The following is a 24,529-nucleotide window of genomic DNA, read 5'->3' as shown; positions in this document are numbered from 1 at the left end:
TCTTATTGCTTTAACGCCTTATTTTTTGATTCCACTTCTTTAATCTTTCTCAAAATTTCGCTTACCGTCTGTTCGTTTTGTAAATCTGTGATTTGAATGTCAAACACTTTGAATCCAAAAGGATTGATGATAAGATTTTCTTGAGAAGAGTTACCTCTAGCAAAATCATAATAAATAGTTACTTGTTTTTTAGTAATATATTCATAATTTTCCATTGTATCCGGTGTGATTTTGATGGTAATAAAAAATGTTAATCTCGTTAAGGGACTATTTTTGACTTTTTCTCTTTGTATGTTAGAGCTAATGATAGCTTCTGCTCGGACTTTATCTACGAATTGTCTGATATTTTCATTGAACATTCTCATTGCTTGGGTTTGGAAACTCACATCGCAATACTGCATTAGTTGATCCTTGCGATCCCTCAAAGAATTTTTGCTATAACCAAACAGCAATGAAACAAATTTTGAAGTTGCGCTATCCACAACGGCTTCAGAATTGACGATTTGCCTAGCATCGGAGCGTTTGACAATTTTAAATTCTCCTGTGTATCGATCAATGCCATAAACAAATATATCCGTTTTCTTCAAAGGCATCATCATCACAATACTCGTTACAGCGGCGACATTGAGTGCCATAGAGAGATAAAAAGCCCTTTTGAAAGTCCTATTGGCCTTATTGAGTTTTGCCAATCTATCAAGGGCTATCACACCCCCAACCAAATTTTCATCAATCAAGACTTCCTCGTTTTTTTTCCCTAACATGCGACAGCTTTATTGTTTAGTTATTAGTTTGTTGGTTGTAGAAATTGAGAAATTTTTTCATTAAGAACCCCTTAAAATAATCTCAATTATAGCAAAATTTCTGTAAAAATATATATTTGAAAAAACCTTTAACAAGAACCTTTTTGGATAAGGCGTTGAACAAAGATTCCTTATAATCAATGTAAGCAGCGAATTGCTTCAAACAAGAAGCAAGATGAAACACGATGCAACTCAAAAAGTAAGAGCAATGAGTAAGCAGTCGTAATCCGTAATGAAATTTTAGAAGCGCCTAATTCAAAGAGATAAGACAATCACAACTCAGAGAGAGAATGGTATAATATCAAAACAATTTCTCAATTTAATTCTTGAAAGGAATTTCATGAACGATACAACAGAGCATCATGGATCCAATCCGCTAAACGCCCCACCACCTAGCAACTCACAGAGCAATGATCTTTTAAATTTGCTAGACTCGTTATATCCCAAAGGGAGTTTAGGGGAGCAAAGATTTCACGAAGCTTTAAAGAATCAAGAAGAGTTGAAAAATATCCTGATAGAAATAGAAAAGCTACCGCAAGAAAAAAGGTATGAACTTCTGATGCAGATAGGACAAGCCAAACAGAGAATAATGGAGGCATACGCTCATTCATTCTTAGGGTATATAGGAGGGTTAGAGCATCTGTTAGGATTGTGTATGGGTGGGATATTTGTTTTGTTTGCAATCTATTTTGTATTTTTAAGAACTAGCAAAAACACAGAGCTAGTGGAAAGTCTAAAAACAAAATTAAAACTTCAGTATTTTTACTATGCCTTTGGTGTGGGTGCGGTTTTGTTTTTTGGATTAGAAACAATTAGATCTATTTATGAACTATATATCTTAGGAATTGGTAGCACTAACGATAAGGTGCTTTTTGTTTTGAAAAACATTTGCTTCATAGGTATGGGCTATTTGATTTATAAAGTTATTAAGGTTATTGGTATAAAAAATTTTATCAATGGTCTTTTCGCTTCAAAGAAACAGGGCGCTGCAGAATGAAACTAATGAAACGAGAGCGATAAGGAGAAACAACAATGAAACTGAGAGCAAGTGTTTTAATCGGTGCGGCAATTCTGTGCTTAATTTTAAGCGCGTGCAGTAACTATGCGAAAAAAGTGGTGAAACAAAAGAACCATGTTTATACGCCTGTGTATAATGAACTGATAGAAAAGTATAGTGAGATCCCCTTAAATGACAAACTCAAGGACACACCATTCATGGTGCAAGTGAAGTTGCCAAATTACAAGGACTATTTGTTGGATAATAAACAAGTTGTACTAACTTTCAAACTTGTTCATCATTCTAAAAAGATTACGCTCATAGGCGATGCCAATAAGATCCTTCAATACAAGAATTACTTCCAAGCTAATGGAGCAAGATCTGACATTGATTTTTATTTGCAGCCTACTTTGAATCAAAAGGGTGTGGTGATGATAGCGAGTAACTACAATGATAATCCTAACAACAAAGAACAACCACAGACTTTTGATGTGTTGCAAGGAAGTCAGCCAATGCTAGGAGCTAACACAAAAAACTTGCATGGCTATGATGTGAGTGGAGCAAACAACAAGCAAGTGATCAATGAAGTGGCAAGAGAAAAAGCCCAGCTAGAAAAAATCAATCAGTATTACAAAACTCTCTTGCAAGACAAGGAACAAGAATATACCACTAGGAAAAATAACCAACGAGAAATTTTAGAAACCTTGAGTAATCGTGCAGGTTATCAAATGAGGCAGAATGTGATTAGTTCTGAGATTTTTAAGAATGGCAACTTGAACATGCAAACCAGAGAGGAAGAAGTTAGGGAGAAGCTGCAAGAAGAAAGAGAGAATGAATACTTACGCAATCAAATCAGAAGTTTGCTCAGTGGTAAGTGATTGAAAGAAAAGGAGAGAATAGATTTTTCTAATTAGGGTAGAGAGAAACGCCAACGGGCGTTAGCTTTACTTGATAGGTAAGGCGATCAGGTAGGTAATCTTTTTAAAGCACTCATCATTTTTTTAATTCTGTCTCTGCCCAAGACAAATATTTTTCAAACTGAATTTTGTTAGTTACACCGAGATTTTTTGTTCGTTTTCCATATCAAGCATTTTGCACTCCTTTTTCTTCCATGTATTTTTCAAGATCAAATTTCATCAGCAAATCCCTAACATAGTCGTTATATTGTTCAATGGTTTTTAGATTAGCATAGAAATTCACTTCTTCATCTGTCATCACAAACAATTTCAATAGTGGGAGCTTAGTATCATACAATTCTATTTGCGAGTCCATTTCTCTAATACTCATCTTAAACATGATGGGCTTGCTGAAGAAAGGCAGAAATATTCCAAGAATTGATCGATCAAATTTGGAGAATAAGAAATTAGGATTCTCTGCAATGGCATGCAACAACTCCATAGTCTCATTCTCAAGCAAACGATAAACCTTTTTAAATTTATCAATACCAATGCTTTTGATAACAGCGCGATAATCTTTCATGTAATTTCTTAGAACCTTATCTAACGCTCCCTTGTTTGTATGCATCTGTTTGAAAAAATCATGCATGGTTTTTATTTGATCCATGATTTTCTTTTTTTCATCAGTGCTTAAAAGTTCGTTCTCTTGCAAGCTCTTAATAAGTTTTTCTTTCTTATCTTTTGAGTTGGCAATCATTAAGAATAGTTTTCGCATGTTATTACTCATATCGCTCTTGATCCCTTCAATGGATTTGGTTCCTCTTTAGATTGTTCAGATCGTAAAGGTTTATATTGAAATTATACAATATCTGTTGCGTGAAAATTTCAGAGCGGTCATAATTCAAAGAGCAAGAAACTATTTTTTAACCATAAAATATTGCTTCAATCACTCTCATATCTATTTTTCAAAACCTACAAAAAACGCTTTCACAAATAGCCCTAAACCGATTTAAAAAAGTTCTAATGTTAAAGCAAGATAAGTTGTAAGAATGCGTTACAACTAAAATAAAGAGTCAAGATAACTCATTTTCAAAAAGGAGTCTTAAGTAATAAAATCATAATGTTCAGCTAGTAATCTATTGCCTTGTTAATCAAACAAAGCTCTGCATGAAAGATGAAAAAATTTCATCTTTAGATAGTTAATACACTACTAGAGTCTTACTTGAGAGACACTCATTTTATTAGTGGTTTTGTCTGATTTGCTGCTACCAAAACCATTACCAACCAAAGCAGATCCCATGTTTTTGATACTATCGAATCCATTCTTCAGCACTTCTGCCATAAAATTCTTGATATTGCCCATAGGCAAGTTGAATTTTCTCCCTAATGTTTCATTAAGTCCCATCATTAACATCAGGAAGAACAAAAAAATTAATATCATAGAAAACAAATCACTGGATAAACCTGTAAAAAGATTTGTTCCGCCACCCAACAAAGAAGCTAAAATTTTTCCCATACTCAGTCCTTTTATTTTTGGTTGTGTAAGTTCTTGCTCGTTCGGATCTCTAATGCGTGTTTTAGTAGGAAGCATTTCACAATAGCATACCTAAAGCTAATAAGAAAATTCTTGAATCTAAGATTACTCATGAAATCAAGCGATAAGCAACCACCAATCGCAAACAAATCAAATATTTTGCCACCAAACAAGCCATATCCTTTTTGTTTTTATCTCCTAATTATAGCAAATTTTTCTCAATATTAATTTGGAAAACCACCACCATATCAAAAACAATTTACTTGATAATGCTTTAATTAAATACTATCCTAGCACTAAAGCATATTACCCTTTATTAGATTTGCTTTATGATACCACGCAATTATTGTTATAAGGAACGCCATGATAGATATTGAAAACATACACAGCTTTAGTAACGAGGTGCATTTAGAATGGCTAAATAACCGCATGTTAGTGGTGTTTTTAAATGAAGTCATCATCTGTAATATATCCATACCGAAAGGGTTTATTACAGACGGAGCAACGATACCCAAGCTATTTTGGAATATCTTAAGTCCATTTGGTAGATTTTTTAAATCATGCGCCCTCCATGATTATGTTTGTTTAATGGCAAAGCTACACAACAACGAAGCCCCCAATTTAAAAGAAGGTATTAGCATAGCCACACAATACAGAAAAAGAGCCGATACCTTGCTATCGTTATCTATGAAAAAACAAGGCATCGCTTTATGGCGTAGGTTACTTATTATGGCAAATGTTAGAACTTATACATTTTTTACTTTTAGCGTAGGGCATCGTATTTATAAGCATAAGTTTAAGATAGAGCCTTACTATGAAACGATGCCACAAAACAAATGCTATCATCTAGCATGTTGTCTGCGTTTAATTGTAAGGTTTTATGCTAATGTGTGGAAATAAAAAAATTTCTCTAAATCAAGTCTTGAGAAATTTTTGAACGAATCATAAGAACCAATTTTGCCATTGAGTCATAAGTATGATTAGCTTCATTGTGAAATTTGCGTGGCTTAAGAGATAGTATTTGCTTATTATACTGAGAGAAACGAGCAACAAAAGATAAGTAGTGTAATAAAAAAAGCTAGGTTTTATTATAAGAGCGAATAAGAATAATATTGGATAAACTAAAATCACCCCTGCCCCATAAGAAAAAAGCGCTATTAAAAAACCTATAACGATAGAGCTGATATTGAACAGCCTATAATAAAGGCTGTACTTATCTAAATGTTTGTTGAAAGAATGTTTGAATTGTAAAAAGTTTTGTTTTAATTTGCTTAATTTGCTAATCGGTCGTTTCATTTTGGTTTTGAAAGAACTAGTTCAAGGCGGTGAACCTATAAAGGAGCAAAGGAGCATAGGAAATAATAAGTATTTTACAAAACCACCTTAATCTAGCTCAAAATCCCAAAGAATACCCTACTATGCTGATACTAACATGTGATATAACACAAACCAACGATTTGTTTATTTAATGTCAAACAAAGAATAGAAAACACCTATCAAGGAATAAAGGAGTTTCTATCCAAAAAACACCAATCCATTGTATAAAAATAACCTTAAGAAAAACTTAAAAAATACCAACAAGCCGCATACAAGCAAGAAAAACATAACACTATAAGACCTAGATTTTACTTACCTTTTTGACATGGAAAAATTTTAATCCATAGTTTTGTGGAAATTGTGGTAGAATATATTGATATTCTTTGAAAATTTAAGGTTACAAAAACTATAAGATGCTTGCAAAAATCGTTTTTAGCTCGTTGGTTGCGTTTGGAGTTTTGTCGGCTAATGTGGAGCAGTTTGGTTCATTTTTCAACGAGATAAAAAAAGAACAAGAAGAAGTGGCTGCAAAAGAAGACGCTCTTAAGGCTCGCAAGAAGCTCTTAAACAATACGCATGATTTCTTAGAAGACTTGGTTTTTAGAAAACAAAAAATCAAAGAGCTTGTGGATTACAGAGCTAAAGTCCTTTTAGATTTAGAAAACAAATACAAAAAAGAAAAAGAGGCTCTAGAGAAAGAGACAAGAGGTAAAATCCTTACTGCTAAGTCAAAGGCTTATGGTGATCTAGAGCAAGCCTTAAAAGATAACCCTCTCTATAAGAAACTTCTTCCTAACCCTTATGCCTATGTTTTAAACCAAGAAACATTCACGCAAGAGGATAAGGAGCGTTTGAGTTATTACTACCCCCAAGTGAAAACAAGCAGTATTTTTAAAAAAACTACCGCTACCACTAAAGATAAGGCTCAGGCTTTGCTTCAAATGGGTGTGTTTTCTTTAGATGAAGAACAAAACAAAAAAGCGAGCCGATTAGCTTTATCTTACAAGCAAGCGATTGAAGAATATTCCAATAACATTTCTAATCTGTTGAGCAGAAAAGAATTGGATAATATAGATTATTACTTGCAGCTTGAAAGAAACAAATTTGACTCCAAAGCAAAAGATATTGCTCAAAAAGCCACCAACACGCTTATTTTTAACTCGGAACGCTTGGCGTTTAGCATGGCGATTGATAAGATCAATGAGAAATACTTAAGGGGCTATGAGGCTTTTTCTAACTTGTTGAAAAATGTCAAAGATGATGTGGAATTGAATACTTTGACTAAAAACTTCACCAACCAAAAATTGAGTTTCGCTCAAAAACAAAAATTGTGTTTGTTGGTTTTAGACAGCTTCAATTTTGATACCCAATCCAAAAAATCTATATTAAAAAAGACTAATGAATACAATATCTTCGTAGATAGCGATCCTATGATGTATGACAAAACAACTATGCAAAAAGAACACTACAAGATATTTAATTTCTTCAAAACAGTGGTTTCTGCATACCGAAACAATGTTGCCAAGAATAACCCCTTTGAATAAGAAAGGAGACGCTCTTGAAAAGTATCTTCAAAAAATTAGGTTCTGTCGCTCTTTATTCTTTAGTTGTTTATGGGGGCTTAAACGCTATCAATACAGCATTATTACCGAGTGAATACAAAAAATTGGTGGCTTTAGGCTTTAAAAAAATCACAACACTCTATCAAAGACATGACGACAAAGAAATTACAAAAGAGGAAAAAGAATTCGCCACTAACGCTTTGAGAGAAAAATTACGAAATGATAGGGCGAGAGCAGAGCAAATTCAAAAGAATATTGAAGCGTTTGAAAAAAAGAACAACTCTTCTGTTCAAAAAAAAGCGGCTAAGCACAGAGGATTGCAAGAATTAAACGAAACTAACGCTAACCCTTTGAATGACAACCCTAATGGCAATTCTTCCACTGAAACCAAATCTAATAAAGATGATAACTTTGATGAGATGATCAATAAGGTGAATGGAGCTTTTGTGAAACCTGCTGCTCCGCTTGTTCCTGATGAGTGGAGAACGCCTGAAATTGAAATCATTATCAATGAGTGTATTATTTCAAGCAACGATTACGATGGGTTAAGAAAGTGTTTGATCAAAGGCATCAAGGATCAAAAAATTCTTGCCCCCTTATTAGAAAAAATTCAAGAAATAGAGACAGAAAATAACAAGTTTTCTAGACAACACTTGAGTGGTTTAAAACTCGCTCTTGATAACAGCAACAATAGAACCTTTCTTATAGCTTCGTGCGCTATTTGTGAGAAGAGAAAAAAAGAAATGGAGCAAGAAAATAACTACCAAGATACTACAAATACAAGTGAATTTGGAGCTACTGATACAAAAGAAAACGAAGCCAAAGATACAACGTTCTCAAACAATCGCTCTAAATCTGAACTGCCCAATAGCGTCATTAATCAAATAGAACAAAGCATCGCTCATGGAAAAAATAGCGATCAAAATCATTAGATCAAAAAACAACTAGAGAAACAAATCCCAAAGGTTAGAAATCATAGCCTATCGTCTCAAAAAAATCATTTAACAATGATCTTGCTTGATTGCCTTTCTTGTAGGTATTGCCGCTTACTTTGTTCTAGGGATCTTTCTAATGCGTCCAACTTCTCTAAATAATTTAAAAAGACCTTGTTGTGAGCTAACATAAGCTTTCTGATTCCTTTGATGAAATTTTTATTCTTTAGGCTTTCTACAAGCGTCTGTGAAGCAATGATTAAAGAAGCTGTACCTCCAATGTTGCTCTGATACGCCTTTAGGGAAGTTTCTAAACGCTCTCTTATATTTTGTTTTTCTTGCTCGATTTTCAGCTTCCCCTCACAATAAAGAACTAAAATTTTATCGGATATTCCGCATTGCTGATCAGCAGTCTTTTGGTCTAAGGGATTGATTTTCATATAGGTTAATAAAAGTTCAGGGCTAGACATATAAGTCTTAAAAATCACATCTTCTGAGATGAAAAATAACTCATTCGCTTCAAAATTGGCTTTCAATAACGCTAAATCTCCTCTTAAAGCAATGGCCGCTTTTTTGATGTTTAGAGCATCTTCTTCACCCATTTTATCATTAGCACTAGGGCTAGTGGTTGAAAAAAACTCATCTAAGTTTTTAAGCACTTGTTGGTTGGTCTCTTGGTAGGTGCTATCCAATTGCTTTAAGCCGCTTGTTATATCTTCTGCCATCAAAACAGACAATAGCAAAAAAGAAGATATGGTATTTTTCACGAGTGTTTTCATTTGACAATAACTTTAGAGCCAGCAATGTTTCTTGCTGTCGTTTCTCTCTCTAATTTCAGTTGTTCTTCCCAAAGGTCGGCTTTTTTTTCAAGATTCTCTATATAATTTAAATGATTTTCTGCGTTTAAGATAGCAGCTTCTATGAGCGCGTTCAAATCTACTGATCCTTTTAAGGTTTTGATTTCTCCATTGATCCCATTCAAATAAGCGATATTTTGAAAATCTGCATCACTCAGTTTATTTTGAATAAGGGCTACAATCATTCTGTAATTCTGAATAACCTGTTCCATAAGGCATGCTGAAATTTTTAGCCCATCAAGATAGGGGCATTTTGTGGGTGCTAGAGTGAATGTTTCAATGATTCCAAATGGTGTGCCCATGCTTGAAAAAAAACTAAGAGCAGGCGCGTAGATGGCGCTTTGAAACAAAGCCTGACCTGTTAGGGAATTGTAGTCAATAAGAGTTGCTTTTTGCATAGCTGTTTTCAACCATGTTTCAAAACCTTCTAAGGTTTCTTTAAACGCCTTGATACCAATCGTATTGTAAGCGATGTATTGAGCGTTGTCAGAAGAACTTCCCAGAGCTTGAGAAAGCATTTCCATTTGTGTTTTTAGGGTAACGCTCGGTTCAAAGCTGTTTTTTAACGCTTCTAAGAGAGCGTTTTGCTGGTTCATTTTGAGCTTGATTATTTCGTTATTTTTTTGGAGCGCGATTTGCATATTTTGGATTTCTGTTTGGGTATTAATTTTTTGTTTTTCCACGATCATTTTGACATTCCCCCCCAATGCGCTAAGCGCGCTTGAATACCCTTCCATGACGCCAAGCAAGATGTCTGAACCTGCAAAAAACCCCCCTGTCATGCTATTGACACCATTAATAACGCCATTAGCCCCTTTTAACATAGCGCTCATAGTTGCAAGCTGAGTCCTCAATTCTCCCTCTATTTGCGCTTGAATAGCTTTTTCTTTGGCACTAGATTGAGCCTCTATAGCTTTTAATTCGGCTTGAGCGGTTTTTTGTTTGGCTTGTGCATCCGCCTGAATGGCTTTTAAGGCAGGTTCAAGCGTTATTACTGCCCCTGCACCATTCAGAGACAAGCCACAAAAAGTTAAGAAAGAAAATATGCTTAAAAAACATTTCACATCTCTTTCCTCACTTCACGATTATTTTAGTTTGCACCCTTTCTGTTAAGTAGCTATCTTTTTGCCCCTTAAGTTTGTCTTTGATGTAATCAAGATAAGTCAAATGCGATTTCAAAAAAGATTTATTCGCTATTATATTGTAATTATATAGCGAGCTTATGTTAGAAATCGCTTGAGTGTCATAGGTGCTAGTAGCTAATCCTGATTGATTAAGTATCATTTGAGAAGCGTTCTGCAACAAATTGGTATTGTTTTTCACAAATTCTATATAGTATTCTCTCAAAATTTCTGCTACTTTTTCAGCATAGCAATAAACAGCAAGAACTTTGTCCCCAATAGGGCATGCAGGAGTGGTCATAGGATTAGTGCCTGAAGTTAGGGCATTAGTGGCTAACACTTGGTATTTGGCATAAACAGTGGGCATAGAAACACTCATGGGCGTCATAGAAATTTGCATGCAACTAAAAAACACTTTTGATGAGCCAACAAGTGCACTTAAAGCGGTACAGCTATCAAGGGAATCGGCTGTATCATTCATTGAGCTGTTGCTTGCTTGAGAACGCAGTTGCTCTTGTAGAGCTAGGGCGTATTTTGGTGCCGCACTTGTAATATTGCCTAATATACCGCTCATTATTTCAACCGTTGTTGGCACGCTAGGAACAGCGATTTGATTCGTCGCATAAGCTTCAATAGCGCTAGGATTTTTAGGGGTAGTGTTACTCGCTAAAATGCTTGCAATCTGACTATTAACAGCACCAATTTGTGCACCTTGCGTGTTGCCTTGTGCGTTAAATTCCCCTGTTAATTTGCTGATATTTAAGATATTGTTCCCCACAGCCATGCTTTGATCGCTAAAACCTTGATACAATTGGTTGTATTGTTGGTTAGCGGCTTTCATAGGCACATTTACGGCTTCAGCGATGCTTTGATTGTATTGGGTCATGATAGCGGTCATTTGCGGATTAGTAAACCCCACAATAATAGGAATAATCGCTGCTGTCATAGCACCTGCTACTATTCCTGCAAAGGGCCCTGCGACACCACTTGTGCTTGAGATGATTGAGGAGACTTCCGATAAGAAGCCTGCAGAAGATGATTCATATATAGCTTGTGTGCCTGCCATGTTAATACCCCCCTAGTTAATACCCTAAGATCGGTGGTAAAAACGATGAATCTGGGTATGTTGGCGCATAGCCATACATGAAAGAATTGTTTGGACCGTAATCGCTCATCATTTGGCTCATGAGAAGATTTTGAATGCCCCACATCGCATTGATGCCTAGATTATCATTAGGTTGAAAACTCCCTAAACTTATGTCATCAAACTTGATATTAACATTCTTATCGTTATAGTCATTGAGTATGGCCACTTTTTGCTCTAGGGTTTCTTTAGGGATCTCTATTTTTAGTTGATCTCTAGAAACAAGCCCCACGCTATTTAGTGCCATATCTTCAGGACTAATATCCTTTATATCAGTGTTTTGGTCAGCGTTAAGCGGAGCGTTAAACATGCCAATGATAAGACACCAAGCAAATAGTAATTTAATTCTATAAAAATTCGTTTTCATACTTTTAACTCCTTTATTCTTATTTTTAGCATTATTCTAGCGCATTAACACCACTCACTCGTTGTTTTTGTTTTGATTTTCTTGATCGAGCATTTTGTTTGTTACTTCATCAATGTTTTGAAAATATTTTTCAAAAAGCTCTTTCTTTTTAGCTTCAACGCTCATATCAATTTGAATCCAATTAGGAACAATGGAGTCCATGATTAAATGCGTGAAGTCATAGGCATGATTGGTTGGGTATATTTTGTTCTGAACATAGTATTCCAAAAAATTCGCTTGAACAAAAAAATTCTCTATATCGCTCTGCATATCCTCGCTTATGTTGTTATTGATAGGTTTTTCTAGTAATCTGAGAATCCTATACGACTGCATGATAGTTTCTAGCATGAAGTAAACATAAACATAAACTAATGAGACAAAAGAATTATTGGCTTTAAACGAGCTTGCATCATTTTTCCCACTTTGAAGAGGAATTAATCTTGATAATGTTTTTTGGGGATCTTGCCCATCGTTTATTTCTTTAAAAAAGCGGAAGTCTAAATCCTGATTACTGAGAAATGACTTGACAAAATGGAGATTAGCGTTGAGACTATCTATGAGACCTGAATAAAGGTGTTCTGTTTTGACATCATCTATATTTAAAACATTCTCATAAAACACATTGACATGGTCTTCTAAGAAATTAGAAAAATCATAAAGAGTGGTAAGGTTTTGTTCGGTGATTTCACCTTCCATTTCTTCTTCTATGAAGTCCAACTCTTCTCTCAGTTCAAAAAGATAATTAGAAAAACTATCCAAAATCGTCAAGACATCATTTTCTAAAATTTTCAATAATTTTTGTTCGCGCAAACTTTGTTTCATTTTAATACTCCTTTATTTGTTGATACATTTGCCTTAGGGCCTGATATTTATCTATGATACTATGGTTTTGGATAATCTTGTCAATTTCTTTGACAAATACAGTATCTGTGGATAAAATTTTCAAATATTCTTTAGGAATGCCTCTCAAATTAAAACTAGCGATAACGCTAGGGCTTCCATCTTGTTTGTAGAGGATTTTCCTATCTAGCCCCTTAGTGATGATTTCAAATTCTTTTTCTGTAACATTGGCTAATCTTTGGTAATCAGAAAGATTGCCCCCATCGTTTCTCAAAAAAATCTTTGTAGGGCATTGTTCTCTAATGGTATCAGCAATAGGGCAAGCCAAAAGATCAGTGATGCTTTGAGTCGCAAGTCTGACAATAGCGTTTCTTTTCCTCGCGGTTTTTAGCATGTCTCTTACAAAATAAGCGACCTTTGGATCGCCTAAATATTTCCAAGCTTCATCAATATCTAAGACAAATCTACGCCCATCCATTGCCTCTTGGATACGAGCGAAAAGGTAAAAACAAATAAAGGGCGAAACATCATTATTGTCTAAGAAACTTGACCCATCAACGCCAATAATCGTTTTTGAAAAATCTAAGCGATCTGTTGCTTTATTGTCAAAAAGCCATTGAAATTCACCATTGGTTGATTTACAAAAAGGCGCTAATCGCGCGACAAGCCCATTAGGATCATTGTGGTCTTTTCCGAAAGCATTAATAAGTTGAGTGATGGGATAATCTAGGTTCATATCTCCTGTGATAAGGTTGGTTACTGCCGCTGCAAGCGTATTAGAATCTGCTAGGCTAAAAGAGAGGCTGTTGCCATTTTCATCTTTTTCATCGCTTTTGGTTGCTAAGTTTTTCACAAGCTCTTTGACAACAGAAATAGCTGTTTGTTTTTGCTCCATTGTTGCATTTGTTTTTTGCACACAAGCCGCCCAAGCAAAAGGATTTAATCCTGTATCTGTCCCTAGCTCAATCTTGACATACTCCCCACCCATTGCGACAATATTCCCATAAGCGCCATAATCTTTATCCATATAGACCATAGTGAGCTTTTGCTTGTCTTTGCTGACATTAGCAGGAAAATTGTGAACAAATTGTCCCATAGCGTTCAAGGTCATTGACATAAACACTGTCTTACCTGAACCGGTTGAACCAAGTATCAAAGTGTGTCCCGCTGAAGCTGAACCAAAATCAGTAGGCATGTGGAAGTTTAGATAAAAAGGCGAATTAATCTCGCTTTTTAGCGTCATGACGCTATTGCCCCAAGCGTTATTCTCTTCATTGCCATCAAAACTCATAGCCCTCATAGCGATGAAATCAGCAAAATTATTAGAAGTTACATCAAAAATAAAAGGAAGCGTGATAAAAGAGCAATGTTTGGCAAAAAAGTAATTTTCCATAGAGAAAGTCGCTGCGTTGGCTAAAAAACCTTTAGCGTTAAGACTGGAGACGCATTCCTTAACGCTTTGTTTCATTTTTTCAAAGCTATCAGCAAACAACACTAAAGAATTACCATAACTGCCTAGCGTAATATCACCATTACCCACTAATTCGCTCAAGCAACCTAAAGTCATGCCCTGCTCTTTAGAGCCTCCACTAATAATAATTCTTCTAGAGGTGAAAGCCAGTTTGTCCTTTAAAACCTGTGAGTTTTTAGGCGAATAAGCATGCATGAAAATAAATTCGCTGTCTAGAGCGTTGATTTTATCAAACAAATCGCTCTGTGATTTAGGGGCGTATTCACTAATCTCAATAGCACTAAAATATTTTTCACTCAAATCGTCATTTAAGATTTTTCCATGTTTATTGGCAAAATAAACTTCTTTCACCCCGCCATGCATTTTTTCCTTGAGATACAAGTCTTTTCTGTTGCAAATAAAAGGGGCTTCATTCATTCCCACAAGAAAATTGTAAAATTCGCATTGTTTGGAGTAAATAACGCCATCTTTGGTGTATTCTTTCAATCTAGTGGGGTGGTATTTACTCAATAGCTCTTCTATGAGCTCTATCCTATCCTTGAAGTTTTCAAGCTTGGCTCTAATAATCCTTTGAAATTCTTCAAAATTATTGTCTGCAAAATGCTTTTTATTCATAACGGGTTCATTGAGAGTGTCTAATAAATCTTGCTCTATGGTCAGAAAAAAACTAATGTCATAAAAACTTTCTCTCTTTTGCTTCTCGTTATAGGCTCGCATGAAATCATTAGAAAAAATAAGACCATAGTCCCTATTGGTTTCATCAATAACGATTTTCTTTTTAACAGTGTGGAAATAAAATTTGAATTCAGGGGTAACAAAATTCCTAAAAACGCTATAAATAGAAGCGTGTAACTCTATGAGATCTTTTTTGGAAGTGGTTAAAAAATCAATGCCTCCCAATTTGATTGTGCCTAAAAGAGAATAGTTGTTAGTAAGGATCACCCCATCATCTAAAAAACATTCATAGTTATTCGCTAGATAGGAGTTTGCAGCGCTCACAAGTCTGTCTTCTCTGTTTGGATTTAAGTGGATGTCATTAGCCATTTCTTTACTAGGCTTCATGGAAAAAATGCTCATGAATGCTTTGTTTTTCACGCCCTTAAACAAAAAAGGTTTTTTAAATTTCATCGCTCGCTCCATTCTTTGATAAAGCCTATAATCTTTCTTGAATCCAAGAGCTACAAGCACAATAACAATCGCTACAATCAAAACAGGTTCATAGGCTTGGAAAAGAATAACAGATAATACAATGGTTACAAACAATATAAATATAGAAGAATAAATAAAAGTTTCAGGGAAACCAAACAACCTATTCCCCCCATCAAACAAGACTTTAAAAAAGGGATTGACACCTTTTTGCATGTCTGCTTTAAGTTCTTCTATTTTTTGAAACTGCCGCTTTTGAACCTCTTGCTCTATGATTAGCTTTTTTTGTTCGTCAGCTTGCTTGCTTGCCACAAACACCCCTCTCTTTATAGATATACCGCTTCACATGTAATTGTATAAAAGATTTTTTTGAGAGACTCTACGGTGCTAATATGTTTTAAAAGATCATTAGGGTCATAAGAATTGAATACGGCCAATAAAACATTATACAGCTTATCATCGCATAGAATTTCTCTTGTTTCTCCGCGCAATGATAGAAAACAGCGTTGTTTGTTGGTCGTGCTGATGCTTTTGAAAGTAAAAAAGTCTTTCACTTCAGGATTGATCTGTAATTCTACATTCAATCCCATTTCTTTACCCTTTTCATCAAAGATTTTTTCAATAACTGGATCGTAATGCTTCAAATCCTTTATTTTTTTAAGGACTCTATTGACAATCACGAAATCAAAAACTTCATCTTTGATAATATCAGGATTGATTTCTTTGAAAGTTACTTTCTTGTCTTTCAAATTTTTGATAGTCGCCTTGAAACTATCAAAATCTAAATTCGTATAAACAAGCCCATTGGGAGTGTTTTTTTCTTTTTCTAGTGCTTCTTTTTTGCTTGAATTATCATCATTTGCTGACCCATACGAACTGAAAACAACGAAACTTAAGAGAACTTTCAAAAAAAAGCCTCTTAATTTTTTATGACTATTATTGTTATTCAATTTAGCTAGCTCCTCCACCCTCGCCAATATTGAAGCCAAACTTAGTGCTCAAATAGATAATACCGCCTGCCACCGCTAACATAGCTATGGGTTGCGCGTAAGCAAAAACAGTCGCCTGACCTCTTTTGATGTCATCAGAGATTTTCCAAATATCCGCTATGCCTTTGACCCCTAGAGCGCAACCACCTACGATCGCTAGAACAGAAATGATCTGAATAACCAAAGTTCTAGTTTCAGTGACGCCTGTTGCAGGACTAGTGACCGCCATTAAAGGATTGGTTGTTACCACTAGCCCTAAAGTTACTACAACTTTCTTGTAGCTGTCAGTGATTCTTGTAAAAAATTTCATGCGTTTCCTTTCAAATTGAAATCAATCGCTTGAGTATATCAAAAAAAAAGTATTTTTATGCTACTCATACACAAGCGCTACTTTATAATTTAAATCAAAACCGACGCTTTTGTTTGGCAACTGACACAATTTAGAAACAATAAACCTACTTGTCCCAACCATTTTTCTTTCTCAAGTCGTTGTAGAATTGCAGATCTTTAGGATCTTTGATGTATTTTTTAATCGTCTCAGGTTGAAACCTAAAAACAAGCAAAAACAAACCCAAACTGATCAGAGTGAGAATAAAGCTCCATTTTAAGCAACTCCATAGACCACTAAAGAAACTTTTTTTGAGACTCTCTTTGAAAATTTGTCCTATTGATTTGTTTTCCATTTTGTTTCCCATGTGGATCTGTGGATCACAAACGCTTAATTATACATGCTATAGTAAGCATGACACACAAACCAAACCATTTTTAGAACGCTTCATGCGCCCACCTTGTCCAACCATCTTTAGCATTGCATTTGATTTCTTCAAAAAGGCTCATTTCTTATTTCTTGTTCTTATTAAAATTTGTCTATTTTAGCAAATTTTTGTTAATTATGGGTAAAAATGTGAATCGTCCTAGCCTTTAGACGCTTGCAACGATCGGGCTTTTTTCAATATTAATGAAAAAATGCCAAATATGTTACTAACCCAAGGCAAGATAATCCTTACAAAACAAACTCTTCCAATACAGCTTGATTGTCAGCAATATCCCTTATAGCAGTAAAAACCCTTTAATAAGGCTAATAAAGGGCGGTGATTTCATTATAGAAGCGTGCATCTATACAAAAAGAATTAAAACATTCAACCAAACATTTCGCTAATTTCATATTTTTTAGCGGCTTTATCCTTAAGCCATAGAGCCACTTCTAAAGCCCCTTTAGCAAAAATAGATCGGTTAGTCGCCGTATGGCTAAGCTCTATGTATTCGCCCTCTAAATAAAACCCTATCGTGTGCTTCCCAGCGACATCGCCCCCCCTTAAAGCGGCTATGCCAATGCTTTCTTTAGAGCGCAAACCTTCTCTGTGAGTGATGATAGCGTTTTTTTCATCATACCCCCTAGCCTTAGCGCAAGTTTCATACAAACTCAACGCCGTGCCACTCGGTGCGTCTTTTTTGAGATTGTGGTGCGTTTCTACAATTTCAATATCCGCATCTTTTAATTTCAAAGAAGCTAAAAAGGCTAATTGATTGAGCATCATAATCCCAATAGACATGTTGTGCGCGTGCAAAAGCGGCGCTTTTAAGGCTAATTGTTGCATTTTTTCTAGCGTTTCTTTTTCTAAACCGGTCGTGCCAGAAACTAAAATTTTAGGGCATTCTAAAAGAGTCTCTAGCAAATGATCCACGCCTTTAGGTAAAGAAAAATCAATCACGCATTCGCATGCCCTCACAAACGCTTTTAAATCATTGGTTACTAAAGGGGCGTGCGAAAAAGAGCTGAAATCCGTTTCGCATTTTTGCCTGACAAACACGCTAGATAGCACCAACCCCCTATACCCCCCTTTTAATTCTTCTAAGAGCAGTTTCCCTATACGACCGCTCGCTCCATAAACACCGATCTTCATGCACTTTCCTTGCTTTTAAACTTTATAGCCCCATTTTAAAAGGGTTTAAAATATTATTAGGATCAAGGGCTTTTTTAATGTTCCTAAAAAGCTCCATTTCACTATGATTAAACGCTAAAGGCATGAATTTGGCTTTAGACAAGCCTATGCCATGCTCCCCGCTTAAAGTCCCCTCCAAACTAATAGCGGCCTGAAAAATCTCTTCCATAGCCTTATGCCCTTTTTCTAAATCTTTTTTAGGATCTTCTAGCATGATATTCACATGCACATTACCATCGCCCGTATGCCCAAAGCAAGGGATTTTAAAGCCGTATTTTTGGCTGATTTTAGCGACTTCTTGCAACAAACTCGGCAAACTTGCCCTAGGAACGGTTACGTCTTCATTCAATTTCTTTTTACCATAAACGCTAATACTTTGAGAAGCGTTACGCCTTGAAAACCATAAATCCTGCTCTTCTTGTTCGTTTTGAGCGATCTTAAAACCAACGCAACCATTGGTTTTAAAATTCTTTTCTATTTCATTGAGTTGCCATGCAATCTGTTCTTTCACCACGCCATCCACTTGAGTGATGAGTATCGCTCCAGCGTCTTTGGGTAAGCCTTTAGAAAATCGCTCTTCAACCGCTTTGATACTCAAATTATCCAAAAATTCCATCGCCACAGGCGTAACGCCGCTGCTCATCGTCTTATAAACGGCGTTCATGGCGTCTTCAATATGGTTAAAAACCCCCATCGCGCTTTGCTTTAGGGGCGGTTTGGCTAAAAGCTTTAAAGTGATTTCAGAAATCACGCCCAAACACCCCTCACTAGCGATCATCAGCCCTGCAATATTAAAGCCGGCGACATCTTTAATTGTTTTTTTGCCCGCCCTTATGATTTCACCATTCGCTAAAACCACCCTTAAAGCCATGACATAATCTTTCGTGATGCCGTATTTAGCCGCACGCATGCCGCCGGCATTTTCAGCGACATTCCCACCTAAAGTGCTTTGATTCTCGCTCGCTGGATCTGGGGGGTAGAATAAATCCAATTTTTCCACTTCGTTTTGGAAATGCTTGTTAATCACGCCCGGCTCTACTCTAGCGATTAAATTTTTAGTGTCAATCTCTAAAATCTTATCCAAATGCTTTTCTACGCTTAAAACTAGCCCCCCGCTCACGCTCAACGCCCCCCCTGTAAAACCGCTCCCAGCCCCCCTAGGCACAACGATAAGGCGGTGCTCGTTGCAGTATTTTAAAATCTGGCTGATTTCTCGCTCGTTTTTAGGGAAAATCACGCCGCTAGGCAAATGCCTTTCTTTAGTAGCGTCATAGCAATAAGCGTTCAAATGCGCTAAATCGGTGAAAAAATCCTCTCCCCCTACCAAGTTTTTAAAATATTGGATGTGTTGCTTCTCTAACATGGGCCTACTTCTTATTCATTTCTAAAGCTTTTCTTCTTTCTTCAAGCTCTTTTTCATCTCTTTCTTGATGCTCTCTCGCTCTTTGTTCAAATTCTTTTGCCCTTTGTTCGGCTTTGGCTTTTTTCCTTTCTTCTTTCAAGCGGCGTTTTTCTTCTTTAGAGCTTGGTTTTGACGCTTCTTTTTTAGCGGCACTCTCTTTTAAGACAGAAGTATTTTCTGTGTCTTTTGGAGTGGCGTTGTTTTCACTACTTGGCTCATTAGCGGATTCTTGATTGATTTCTTGCTCGTTTTCTTTGGCATTGACTTTTTCATTGCCTTTATCCATTTCTAAAGCTTTTCTTCTTTCTTCAGTCTCCCTATCATCTCTTTCATCATGCTCTTTTTCTCTTTCTTCAAATTCCATAGCCTTTTTGGTGGCTTTGGCTTTTTTCCTTTCATCTCTTAAATAACGCCCTTCTTCTTTATCATCAAGTTTGCGCTCTGCTTTTTGGTAGTTTTTCTCTTCTAAAGTAGGAGCGTTTTCTGTGCCTTGATTGGCTTTTTTAGGCTCTTTAATGGCTTCTTGCTTGATTTCTCGTTTAATTTCTTTGGCATCAACCTTTTCTTCTTTCTTTTTAATCCTCACTTCTTTGCGTTTTTCTTTTTTCACTAAAGCGTCATAGTAAGCGAAGTAATTTTTAGACTGACTGCCTGAAAAAAGTTTCCCCAACGTGCCTGCATCAATGCCCTCAACCCTAGAAAAAAACGGCGTAGAAGTTTTAGTAACACCGCTTGTATCCAGCTCTCTTTTTTCTAAAATTTCAAAACTCTCACAGCTTAAAATATTGAGCGTGTTCGTGGTTACAATATAAATCACCCCCACGCTATAAACATTGCACGCTTTTCTTAAATTAGCGATTTTTGGGTCAAACCCGTTCAAAAAAGTCACCAACAAATCAGAACTAATAAAATTAATATCGGTGTTAGTCGCTCTAATTTGCTCATAGAGTTCATCATTAGGAGCGATTAAAAACGCTTGGTTGTTGAATTGCCTAAAATAGACTAAATCACCCTTTCTAGCGACCATTCTTGGAGTGGGTAAATGGCTTTGTTTCATAGACTCAAACGCTCTGAATTTAGCCGTTGCGACACCATTTTCAACGGCAATAATGACCACTTCAGAATTAACGATTTCATAATCTGAAAGTTTAGTAACGACAAAACCAAACTCCCCCACTTGCAAATCATGAGCAGGAAAACGAATGATTTTTTTAGGCAAATCCACAAATTCTATACTCACTCTTAAGGGTTCTTGCCAAGAGGCTGATTGCAAGCTTATAAAACTCATTAGAAGAAGTCCTATCAAAAGCCTTAACATAAAATTCCTTTTAAACATTTTTAAACTTTTTTAAATGCCATAAAATGGCTAAAGACAATCCGGTGGTTTTAGCGTATTGAAAATCCACTATAAAATCAAGGGCTTTTGATCGCTCTAAAAACAGCACTTCAATCTTTTCTGTATCAATCCCCCCACCCTTTGAAACTTTCAAATTCGCGCACACTTCAGCGTAATAGAGCGTTTGCAAACTCCCACTCAACCCAGTCGCACTATAAAATTGGCCTATGGTTTCTAAATTTTTGGGGCTAATTTGATAACCGCATTCTTCTAGCGCTTCTTCGCAAGCGATTTCTTCTAAACTCTTATTAGCTTTATCCACAAGCCCCGCGCACAATTCATAAGTGTATCCGTCAATATTTTGATCTTGATCGCGCTTAAAATGAAAATGGCGCGCATAAATGGCTGGGCGGAATTGTTTCACAATCACAAAGCAATCGGATTCTTTTTCATAGAGTAAAACCGCCACGCTGTCTAAAGACTTAATAATATCCCATGTTTTCTTAGTATTCTCTTCATCATAATGCATGCGTTTTAATTCTATGAAATTAGAGCTAGAACAAGGCTCTAAATACACACTGGAATCATCTATTAAAGATTTTTGATTGAAAGCATTCTTAAAATAAGACATTAAAAACCCTCCAAAAGATAAAATGAATTTTTTTCAAAGGAATGGGTTTTAAGAAGTTCTTCTAATTTTTGCTTAGAATGCTGAGCTTTTTCTAAAAAAATCTCTCTTTGTTTGCCGTGCAATTTGCTTTTAGCGGTGCGGATATAGCCTAAAGGATTAATCGGGCGGGAGTTTTTATACACGCCAAAATGCAAATGCGGCCCGGTGCTTAAACCGGTGCTTCCCACTCTTCCTATGATTTGCCCTTTTTTAACGAACGATCCTTTTTTTAACCCCTTAGCAAACATGCTCATGTGAGCATACACCAAGCGCAATTCATTCAAATGGATTTCAACCACATTCCCATACCCCGCCTTAACCCCTATAAAACCCACACGGCCATCTGAAGCAGAATGGATCAAACTGCCATGTTTAGCCGCATAATCCACGCCGTAATGAGGCCGTCTGACTTTTAAGACAGGATGGAACCTCCCATAAGAAAAAGGCGAAGAAATGCGGGTGTATTTCACCGGGGTTTCTAGTAAAAACCCTGCCACTTCTTGCGCTTTTGAATCGTAATAACGCCCGTTTGAATGGGAAAAGAGATAGTATTGGTGCAAACGAGAGCTAATCATGGCTATTTTAATGGTTGGTTGGCCAAACGCTTGCCCCACACGATAATCTCTTGTATAAACGATAGCGATTTTATCGTTTTTTGCTAGGTGTTTAAAAGGCACGCTTTTTTTATACGCGTTCATCAATTGGTTGGCTAAAAGGGGGTCATTGGTGGCTTTGATAATATCTTGATAGGGCGAAGTTTGTAAGGAAAGAAGCAAGGTTTTTTCTTTACGAGTGAAAATAATAGGGATAAAGTCTAAAAAATAATCCTCCCCTTTTTTATAAATATGGATTTGCAAATCCTGGCTTATAGGGATAAGGGCTTGAATGAGCGTGTTGTTAGCATCTCTTAAGGTGTAGTAGGTAACATTGCTTTGGATTTCAGCGCTCAATTCTTTATCTTGAGAGCTCAGGTTGTAGTAGAGTTTTTGAGGGATATGGTTTTTTTCTAAAAACCCTAACAGCGTGAGCTTATCCCACACAAGCCTTTCACCCACCAATAAAGTTTGCTTTTTAGCCATTCCATCGGCTTTTAAAAGAACCCCATGGGATAAATGGAATAAAAAAGCAACCATTAAAGAATAGATAAAATTTAAAATAATTTTCTTATGAAAAAATACCATGCAGTTGTTTAATGCCTTCAATTGAATCTGTATTTCATTAGTATAACATAAGCCATTAAAGAAAAACGATACAAGTTTAAAGCCTAGCCTTGTTTTTATAGCTTTATGAAGCGCGTTTTGTTGGTGCATGGTTATTCCCCATAAATAGGTTTATCTCGCCTAGATTTTATAGCGTTGGATATTCCCTTTCTAACAATTCGTATCATTATTAATTTTGAAGTATTTTTTCTAAAATCTTTAACATATCGTTATGGTGCGCTTGGCTTAAAAGTCCAAAAATTTTAAGCATTTCTAAAAACACAAGAGCGTTGGTTTTATGGATAGTTAAAAGGGCATGTTCTTTGAGTGCAGCCGTTCTATTTAATAAGGGGGTAGTGGTTTTTAACTCCAAAATAGAAAAGCAAAAATACAGCATGGGTTTTAGAGCCGTATTGTTGCTCTCTAATAACGATTTCGCTCAACTGATTATCATTAAAAGAATGAATGAGTAAAAGATAAGAAATGCGTGAAAGTTCAAAATCCATGCCACCAAATTGATGCGATCTAAATCTCTCTCTCTTGTAATCGTGAAACTATCTTCTATGAATTGTTTTTGTTTTTCTAAATATTTTAAAGTATTTTCTAAATTTTCTAAACTGATTAAATTTAATTACTTAGCGTAATCAATCATTTCACTCAATTCATAAAGGGTTTTTACTTTATTATTAGCCCCTAAAAAATGATATTTTTCATCTTTTAAAGTAGTGAGCTCAAATTTTTCTTTGTCTTTAATGGGGACATCATAACCGATTTGCCACTCTACATAATGTTTTAAACTGAAAGGGATTTTTCTAGTCGCTGTTGAAATGCCATAATCGCTAAAGGCATGTCTGATTTTTACACGCACTTTGCCTGAAATTGAAGTTAAAGGAATAGAAACCTCAATTACTTTTTTATCATCATTAACTTTAATCAAACTCACAAGGGTGTCCTTGAAACAATTTTTTAAAATATTCTAAACGCGCTCTTTTATCTTTTAAAAAAGCGTCTTTAATTTCTAAAAAAGCGAAATGATCAATAATAATATCCAAATTACCAAAATAATAAGGGATTTTAGGAGCGATTTCCTTAAAATAATGGATATATTGGTAATAAATCAATTTATCTTGACTGATTCGCACCGCATTTTCGCTTGGCGCGTTTAAAAAAGTTTTGTTGCGTTTGAGAGCGTTAATGTCTCGCATAGGGAAAAAATATCCCACGCATGCACCAACCTTTTTAGCGTTAGGGTATTTATCCACATAGTTGGCTATATAGTCAAAATCGTTTAAGCATAGCGTCGTATCGCAATCAGTTGGAAAAATAAAACGCCTCATATCTGCATAATCCATTCGCCCTCGCTCATATAAAGCTATCACAATAGGAAATTCGTTACTTTTAGTGAAAGATTTAGAAGAAACAACCAAAGCGTCTAAAAGCCTGTAATGATCCTTAAATAGCTTTAATTGTTTAAAATTAGATTCTTTGATGAGATAAGATAGTTAGATTCTTTGATGAGATAAGATAGAGGGTGTAACACGCAAATAAACGCCGGCTTTAAAATTGCAAAAGATTTTAAAAAACTTATCCCTAAATCCCTAGATTTCAAATCGTTGTCTATCTCAAAAATGAAATCTTTATTTTTAATATCTTGTTTGACAAAGGAAGTTCTATCGTTATAGGGGGGATTGCCCACAATGATTAAAGGCTCATCTTGGCTAACGCCATAATTTTCTCTTTTAGGATTGGCTAGAGCGTTTATCATTAAAGCACCACACTCAGGGTCAATATCCGCTCCTATTTTTTTAGGGTGGTGGAGTTTTAAAAATTCTTTATTGCCACATGCGGTGTCTAAAAGCGTGTAGTTTTCAATACCAACATGCTTTTTTAAAAGCTTGTAAGCACAATCCACTAAATAAGGGGGCGTGTAGTAAGCCCCTAAGTTCACGCTCTCTTGCTTGGTTAAA

25 protein-coding genes and 2 pseudogenes are annotated in these 24,529 nt (G+C 35.9%); 6 read left to right on the top strand and 21 right to left on the bottom strand.

All coding sequences use genetic code 11. The features are described from left to right. Positions 1-2 precede the first annotated feature (2 nt). Positions 3-761: a cag pathogenicity island type IV secretion system protein CagV gene (gene cagV, locus FIM66_RS06440; RefSeq protein WP_000900783.1), complete on the bottom strand. Its 759-nt coding sequence runs from the start codon at positions 759-761 to the stop codon at positions 3-5. A 379-nt stretch (positions 762-1,140) separates the two neighbouring features. On the opposite strand from cagV, the gene cagU reads away from it, so the two are divergent. Both cagU and cagT read left to right on the top strand, forming a co-directional pair. Further along, entirely contained in the window at positions 1,141-1,797 is a 657-nt protein-coding gene (cagU, locus tag FIM66_RS06435) for a cag pathogenicity island translocation protein CagU (RefSeq protein WP_140548515.1), read from the top strand. A gap of 35 nt (positions 1,798-1,832) precedes the next feature. Next, complete coding sequence (gene cagT / locus FIM66_RS06430; RefSeq protein WP_000776450.1) at positions 1,833-2,675, top strand: type IV secretion system apparatus protein CagT; 843 nt, start codon at positions 1,833-1,835, stop codon at positions 2,673-2,675. Positions 2,676-2,880: 205 nt separating this feature from the next. Here the strand turns inward: cagT and cagS are convergent, their stop codons facing one another. The 3 genes from cagS to FIM66_RS08190 all read right to left on the bottom strand — a co-directional run bounded on the left by cagS (position 2,881) and on the right by FIM66_RS08190 (position 4,400). Continuing rightward, positions 2,881-3,480, bottom strand: coding sequence for a cag pathogenicity island protein CagS (gene cagS / locus FIM66_RS06425; protein ID WP_000069549.1), 600 nt, complete (start codon positions 3,478-3,480; stop codon positions 2,881-2,883). A 423-nt stretch (positions 3,481-3,903) separates the two neighbouring features. Continuing rightward, positions 3,904-4,284, bottom strand: a complete 381-nt coding sequence (gene cagQ, locus FIM66_RS06420) for a cag pathogenicity island type IV secretion system protein CagQ (protein WP_140548511.1) — start codon at positions 4,282-4,284, stop codon at positions 3,904-3,906. Continuing rightward, entirely contained in the window at positions 4,221-4,400 is a 180-nt protein-coding gene (locus tag FIM66_RS08190; RefSeq protein WP_000466832.1) for a hypothetical protein, read from the bottom strand. The genes cagQ and FIM66_RS08190 overlap by 64 nt, the downstream gene beginning before the upstream one ends. A 190-nt stretch (positions 4,401-4,590) precedes the next feature. On the opposite strand from FIM66_RS08190, the gene FIM66_RS06410 reads away from it, so the two are divergent. Continuing rightward, on the top strand, positions 4,591-5,127 hold the full coding sequence (locus FIM66_RS06410; protein ID WP_140600250.1) for a DUF1353 domain-containing protein: 537 nt from the start codon (positions 4,591-4,593) through the stop codon (positions 5,125-5,127). A 42-nt stretch (positions 5,128-5,169) separates the two neighbouring features. Here FIM66_RS06410 and cagP read toward each other — a convergent pair whose 3' ends face one another. Continuing rightward, on the bottom strand, positions 5,170-5,523 hold the full coding sequence (gene cagP / locus FIM66_RS06405; RefSeq protein WP_100981362.1) for a cag pathogenicity island protein CagP: 354 nt from the start codon (positions 5,521-5,523) through the stop codon (positions 5,170-5,172). A 434-nt stretch (positions 5,524-5,957) separates the two neighbouring features. Between cagP and cagM the strand changes: the two genes are divergently transcribed. Both cagM and cagN read left to right on the top strand, forming a co-directional pair. Further along, entirely contained in the window at positions 5,958-7,088 is a 1,131-nt protein-coding gene (gene cagM / locus FIM66_RS06395; protein WP_140600249.1) for a type IV secretion system apparatus protein CagM, read from the top strand. A 14-nt stretch (positions 7,089-7,102) separates the two neighbouring features. Beyond that, on the top strand, positions 7,103-8,038 hold the full coding sequence (gene cagN, locus FIM66_RS06390) for a cag pathogenicity island type IV secretion system protein CagN (protein ID WP_140548505.1): 936 nt from the start codon (positions 7,103-7,105) through the stop codon (positions 8,036-8,038). A gap of 65 nt (positions 8,039-8,103) precedes the next feature. Here the strand turns inward: cagN and cagL are convergent, their stop codons facing one another. The 3 genes from cagL to FIM66_RS06375 are packed head-to-tail and all read right to left on the bottom strand — an operon-like array spanning position 8,104 to position 10,914. Next, a complete protein-coding gene (cagL, locus tag FIM66_RS06385; protein ID WP_140479645.1) occupies positions 8,104-8,817 on the bottom strand; it encodes a cag pathogenicity island VirB5 family T4SS-associated adhesin CagL in 714 nt (237 codons plus the stop codon). Next, on the bottom strand, positions 8,814-9,959 hold the full coding sequence (gene cagI, locus FIM66_RS06380) for a cag pathogenicity island type IV secretion system translocation protein CagI (protein ID WP_140600248.1): 1,146 nt from the start codon (positions 9,957-9,959) through the stop codon (positions 8,814-8,816). Before cagI ends, cagL begins: the two co-directional genes overlap by 4 nt. Before the next feature lie 10 nt (positions 9,960-9,969). Continuing rightward, entirely contained in the window at positions 9,970-10,914 is a 945-nt protein-coding gene (locus FIM66_RS06375; protein WP_238700924.1) for a sodium:calcium antiporter, read from the bottom strand. On the opposite strand from FIM66_RS06375, the gene FIM66_RS08185 reads away from it, so the two are divergent. Beyond that, complete coding sequence (locus FIM66_RS08185) at positions 10,901-11,098, top strand: hypothetical protein (RefSeq protein ID WP_238700923.1); 198 nt, start codon at positions 10,901-10,903, stop codon at positions 11,096-11,098. The two genes, FIM66_RS06375 and FIM66_RS08185, sit on opposite strands and share 14 nt — an antisense overlap. Here FIM66_RS08185 and cagG read toward each other — a convergent pair whose 3' ends face one another. The 13 genes and pseudogenes from cagG to FIM66_RS06310 form a co-directional block, all read right to left on the bottom strand. Further along, the gene (gene cagG, locus FIM66_RS06370; RefSeq protein ID WP_140600246.1) at positions 11,099-11,527 is read right to left on the bottom strand and encodes a cag pathogenicity island type IV secretion system translocation protein CagG; all 429 of its coding nucleotides are present in this window, start codon (positions 11,525-11,527) and stop codon (positions 11,099-11,101) included. Between the two features lie 54 nt (positions 11,528-11,581). Then, positions 11,582-12,388 carry a type IV secretion system chaperone CagF gene (cagF, locus tag FIM66_RS06365; protein ID WP_140548499.1) on the bottom strand — a complete coding sequence of 269 codons (807 nt, stop codon included), beginning with the start codon at positions 12,386-12,388 and terminating at the stop codon, positions 11,582-11,584. Between the two features lies 1 nt (position 12,389). Continuing rightward, on the bottom strand, positions 12,390-15,341 hold the full coding sequence (cagE, locus tag FIM66_RS06360) for a cag pathogenicity island type IV secretion system ATPase CagE (RefSeq protein WP_140548497.1): 2,952 nt from the start codon (positions 15,339-15,341) through the stop codon (positions 12,390-12,392). An 8-nt stretch (positions 15,342-15,349) separates the two neighbouring features. Then, positions 15,350-15,973 carry a cag pathogenicity island type IV secretion system protein CagD gene (gene cagD / locus FIM66_RS06355; RefSeq protein WP_140548495.1) on the bottom strand — a complete coding sequence of 208 codons (624 nt, stop codon included), beginning with the start codon at positions 15,971-15,973 and terminating at the stop codon, positions 15,350-15,352. A gap of 1 nt (position 15,974) precedes the next feature. Then, on the bottom strand, positions 15,975-16,322 hold the full coding sequence (gene cagC / locus FIM66_RS06350; protein WP_140600245.1) for a cag pathogenicity island type IV secretion system protein CagC: 348 nt from the start codon (positions 16,320-16,322) through the stop codon (positions 15,975-15,977). Between the two features lie 145 nt (positions 16,323-16,467). Continuing rightward, positions 16,468-16,695 (bottom strand): cag pathogenicity island protein B, encoded by a 228-nt coding sequence (cagB, locus tag FIM66_RS06345; protein ID WP_000428894.1) that lies wholly within the window; start codon positions 16,693-16,695, stop codon positions 16,468-16,470. A gap of 456 nt (positions 16,696-17,151) precedes the next feature. Beyond that, positions 17,152-17,916, bottom strand: a complete 765-nt coding sequence (dapB, locus tag FIM66_RS06340; protein ID WP_140490961.1) for a 4-hydroxy-tetrahydrodipicolinate reductase — start codon at positions 17,914-17,916, stop codon at positions 17,152-17,154. Between the two features lie 22 nt (positions 17,917-17,938). Then, complete coding sequence (gene glcD, locus FIM66_RS06335) at positions 17,939-19,318, bottom strand: glycolate oxidase subunit GlcD (protein WP_140548491.1); 1,380 nt, start codon at positions 19,316-19,318, stop codon at positions 17,939-17,941. 4 nt (positions 19,319-19,322) lie between these two features. After that, entirely contained in the window at positions 19,323-20,675 is a 1,353-nt protein-coding gene (pgbA, locus tag FIM66_RS06330; protein ID WP_140600244.1) for a plasminogen-binding protein PgbA, read from the bottom strand. 10 nt (positions 20,676-20,685) lie between these two features. Next, positions 20,686-21,324, bottom strand: coding sequence for an NUDIX hydrolase (locus tag FIM66_RS06325; RefSeq protein ID WP_140600243.1), 639 nt, complete (start codon positions 21,322-21,324; stop codon positions 20,686-20,688). Further along, on the bottom strand, positions 21,324-22,544 hold the full coding sequence (gene csd3, locus FIM66_RS06320; protein ID WP_140570028.1) for a peptidoglycan DD-metalloendopeptidase Csd3: 1,221 nt from the start codon (positions 22,542-22,544) through the stop codon (positions 21,324-21,326). Before csd3 ends, FIM66_RS06325 begins: the two co-directional genes overlap by 1 nt. A 208-nt stretch (positions 22,545-22,752) precedes the next feature. Then, positions 22,753-23,505 (bottom strand): annotated as a pseudogene (locus FIM66_RS06315) (R.Pab1 family restriction endonuclease). Continuing rightward, positions 23,492-24,510: pseudogene (locus FIM66_RS06310) on the bottom strand (adenine methyltransferase). Before FIM66_RS06310 ends, FIM66_RS06315 begins: the two co-directional pseudogenes overlap by 14 nt. Positions 24,511-24,529: the final 19 nt, after the last annotated feature.

It is taken from the genome of Helicobacter pylori, assembly GCF_006439795.1.
GTDB lineage: Bacteria > Campylobacterota > Campylobacteria > Campylobacterales > Helicobacteraceae > Helicobacter > Helicobacter pylori_CR.
Note: the sequence above shows the minus strand (reverse complement) of the source record. Positions and strands in the feature narration are given on the sequence as shown.

Coding starts and splice junctions, on each gene's coding strand:
- cagV (WP_000900783.1), bottom strand. CDS start 761: ATGTTAGGGAAAAAAAACGAGGAAGTCTTGATTGATGAAAATTTGGTT.
- cagU (WP_140548515.1), top strand. CDS start 1,141: ATGAACGATACAACAGAGCATCATGGATCCAATCCGCTAAACGCCCCA.
- cagT (WP_000776450.1), top strand. CDS start 1,833: ATGAAACTGAGAGCAAGTGTTTTAATCGGTGCGGCAATTCTGTGCTTA.
- cagS (WP_000069549.1), bottom strand. CDS start 3,480: ATGAGTAATAACATGCGAAAACTATTCTTAATGATTGCCAACTCAAAA.
- cagQ (WP_140548511.1), bottom strand. CDS start 4,284: ATGCTTCCTACTAAAACACGCATTAGAGATCCGAACGAGCAAGAACTT.
- FIM66_RS06410 (WP_140600250.1), top strand. CDS start 4,591: ATGATAGATATTGAAAACATACACAGCTTTAGTAACGAGGTGCATTTA.
- cagP (WP_100981362.1), bottom strand. CDS start 5,523: ATGAAACGACCGATTAGCAAATTAAGCAAATTAAAACAAAACTTTTTA.
- cagM (WP_140600249.1), top strand. CDS start 5,958: ATGCTTGCAAAAATCGTTTTTAGCTCGTTGGTTGCGTTTGGAGTTTTG.
- cagL (WP_140479645.1), bottom strand. CDS start 8,817: ATGAAAACACTCGTGAAAAATACCATATCTTCTTTTTTGCTATTGTCT.
- FIM66_RS08185 (WP_238700923.1), top strand. CDS start 10,901: ATGATAGCGGTCATTTGCGGATTAGTAAACCCCACAATAATAGGAATA.
- FIM66_RS06375 (WP_238700924.1), bottom strand. CDS start 10,914: ATGACCGCTATCATGACCCAATACAATCAAAGCATCGCTGAAGCCGTA.
- cagG (WP_140600246.1), bottom strand. CDS start 11,527: ATGAAAACGAATTTTTATAGAATTAAATTACTATTTGCTTGGTGTCTT.
- cagF (WP_140548499.1), bottom strand. CDS start 12,388: ATGAAACAAAGTTTGCGCGAACAAAAATTATTGAAAATTTTAGAAAAT.
- cagC (WP_140600245.1), bottom strand. CDS start 16,322: ATGAAATTTTTTACAAGAATCACTGACAGCTACAAGAAAGTTGTAGTA.
- cagB (WP_000428894.1), bottom strand. CDS start 16,695: ATGGAAAACAAATCAATAGGACAAATTTTCAAAGAGAGTCTCAAAAAA.
- dapB (WP_140490961.1), bottom strand. CDS start 17,916: ATGAAGATCGGTGTTTATGGAGCGAGCGGTCGTATAGGGAAACTGCTC.
- glcD (WP_140548491.1), bottom strand. CDS start 19,318: ATGTTAGAGAAGCAACACATCCAATATTTTAAAAACTTGGTAGGGGGA.
- pgbA (WP_140600244.1), bottom strand. CDS start 20,675: ATGTTAAGGCTTTTGATAGGACTTCTTCTAATGAGTTTTATAAGCTTG.
- FIM66_RS06325 (WP_140600243.1), bottom strand. CDS start 21,324: ATGTCTTATTTTAAGAATGCTTTCAATCAAAAATCTTTAATAGATGAT.
- csd3 (WP_140570028.1), bottom strand. CDS start 22,544: ATGGTATTTTTTCATAAGAAAATTATTTTAAATTTTATCTATTCTTTA.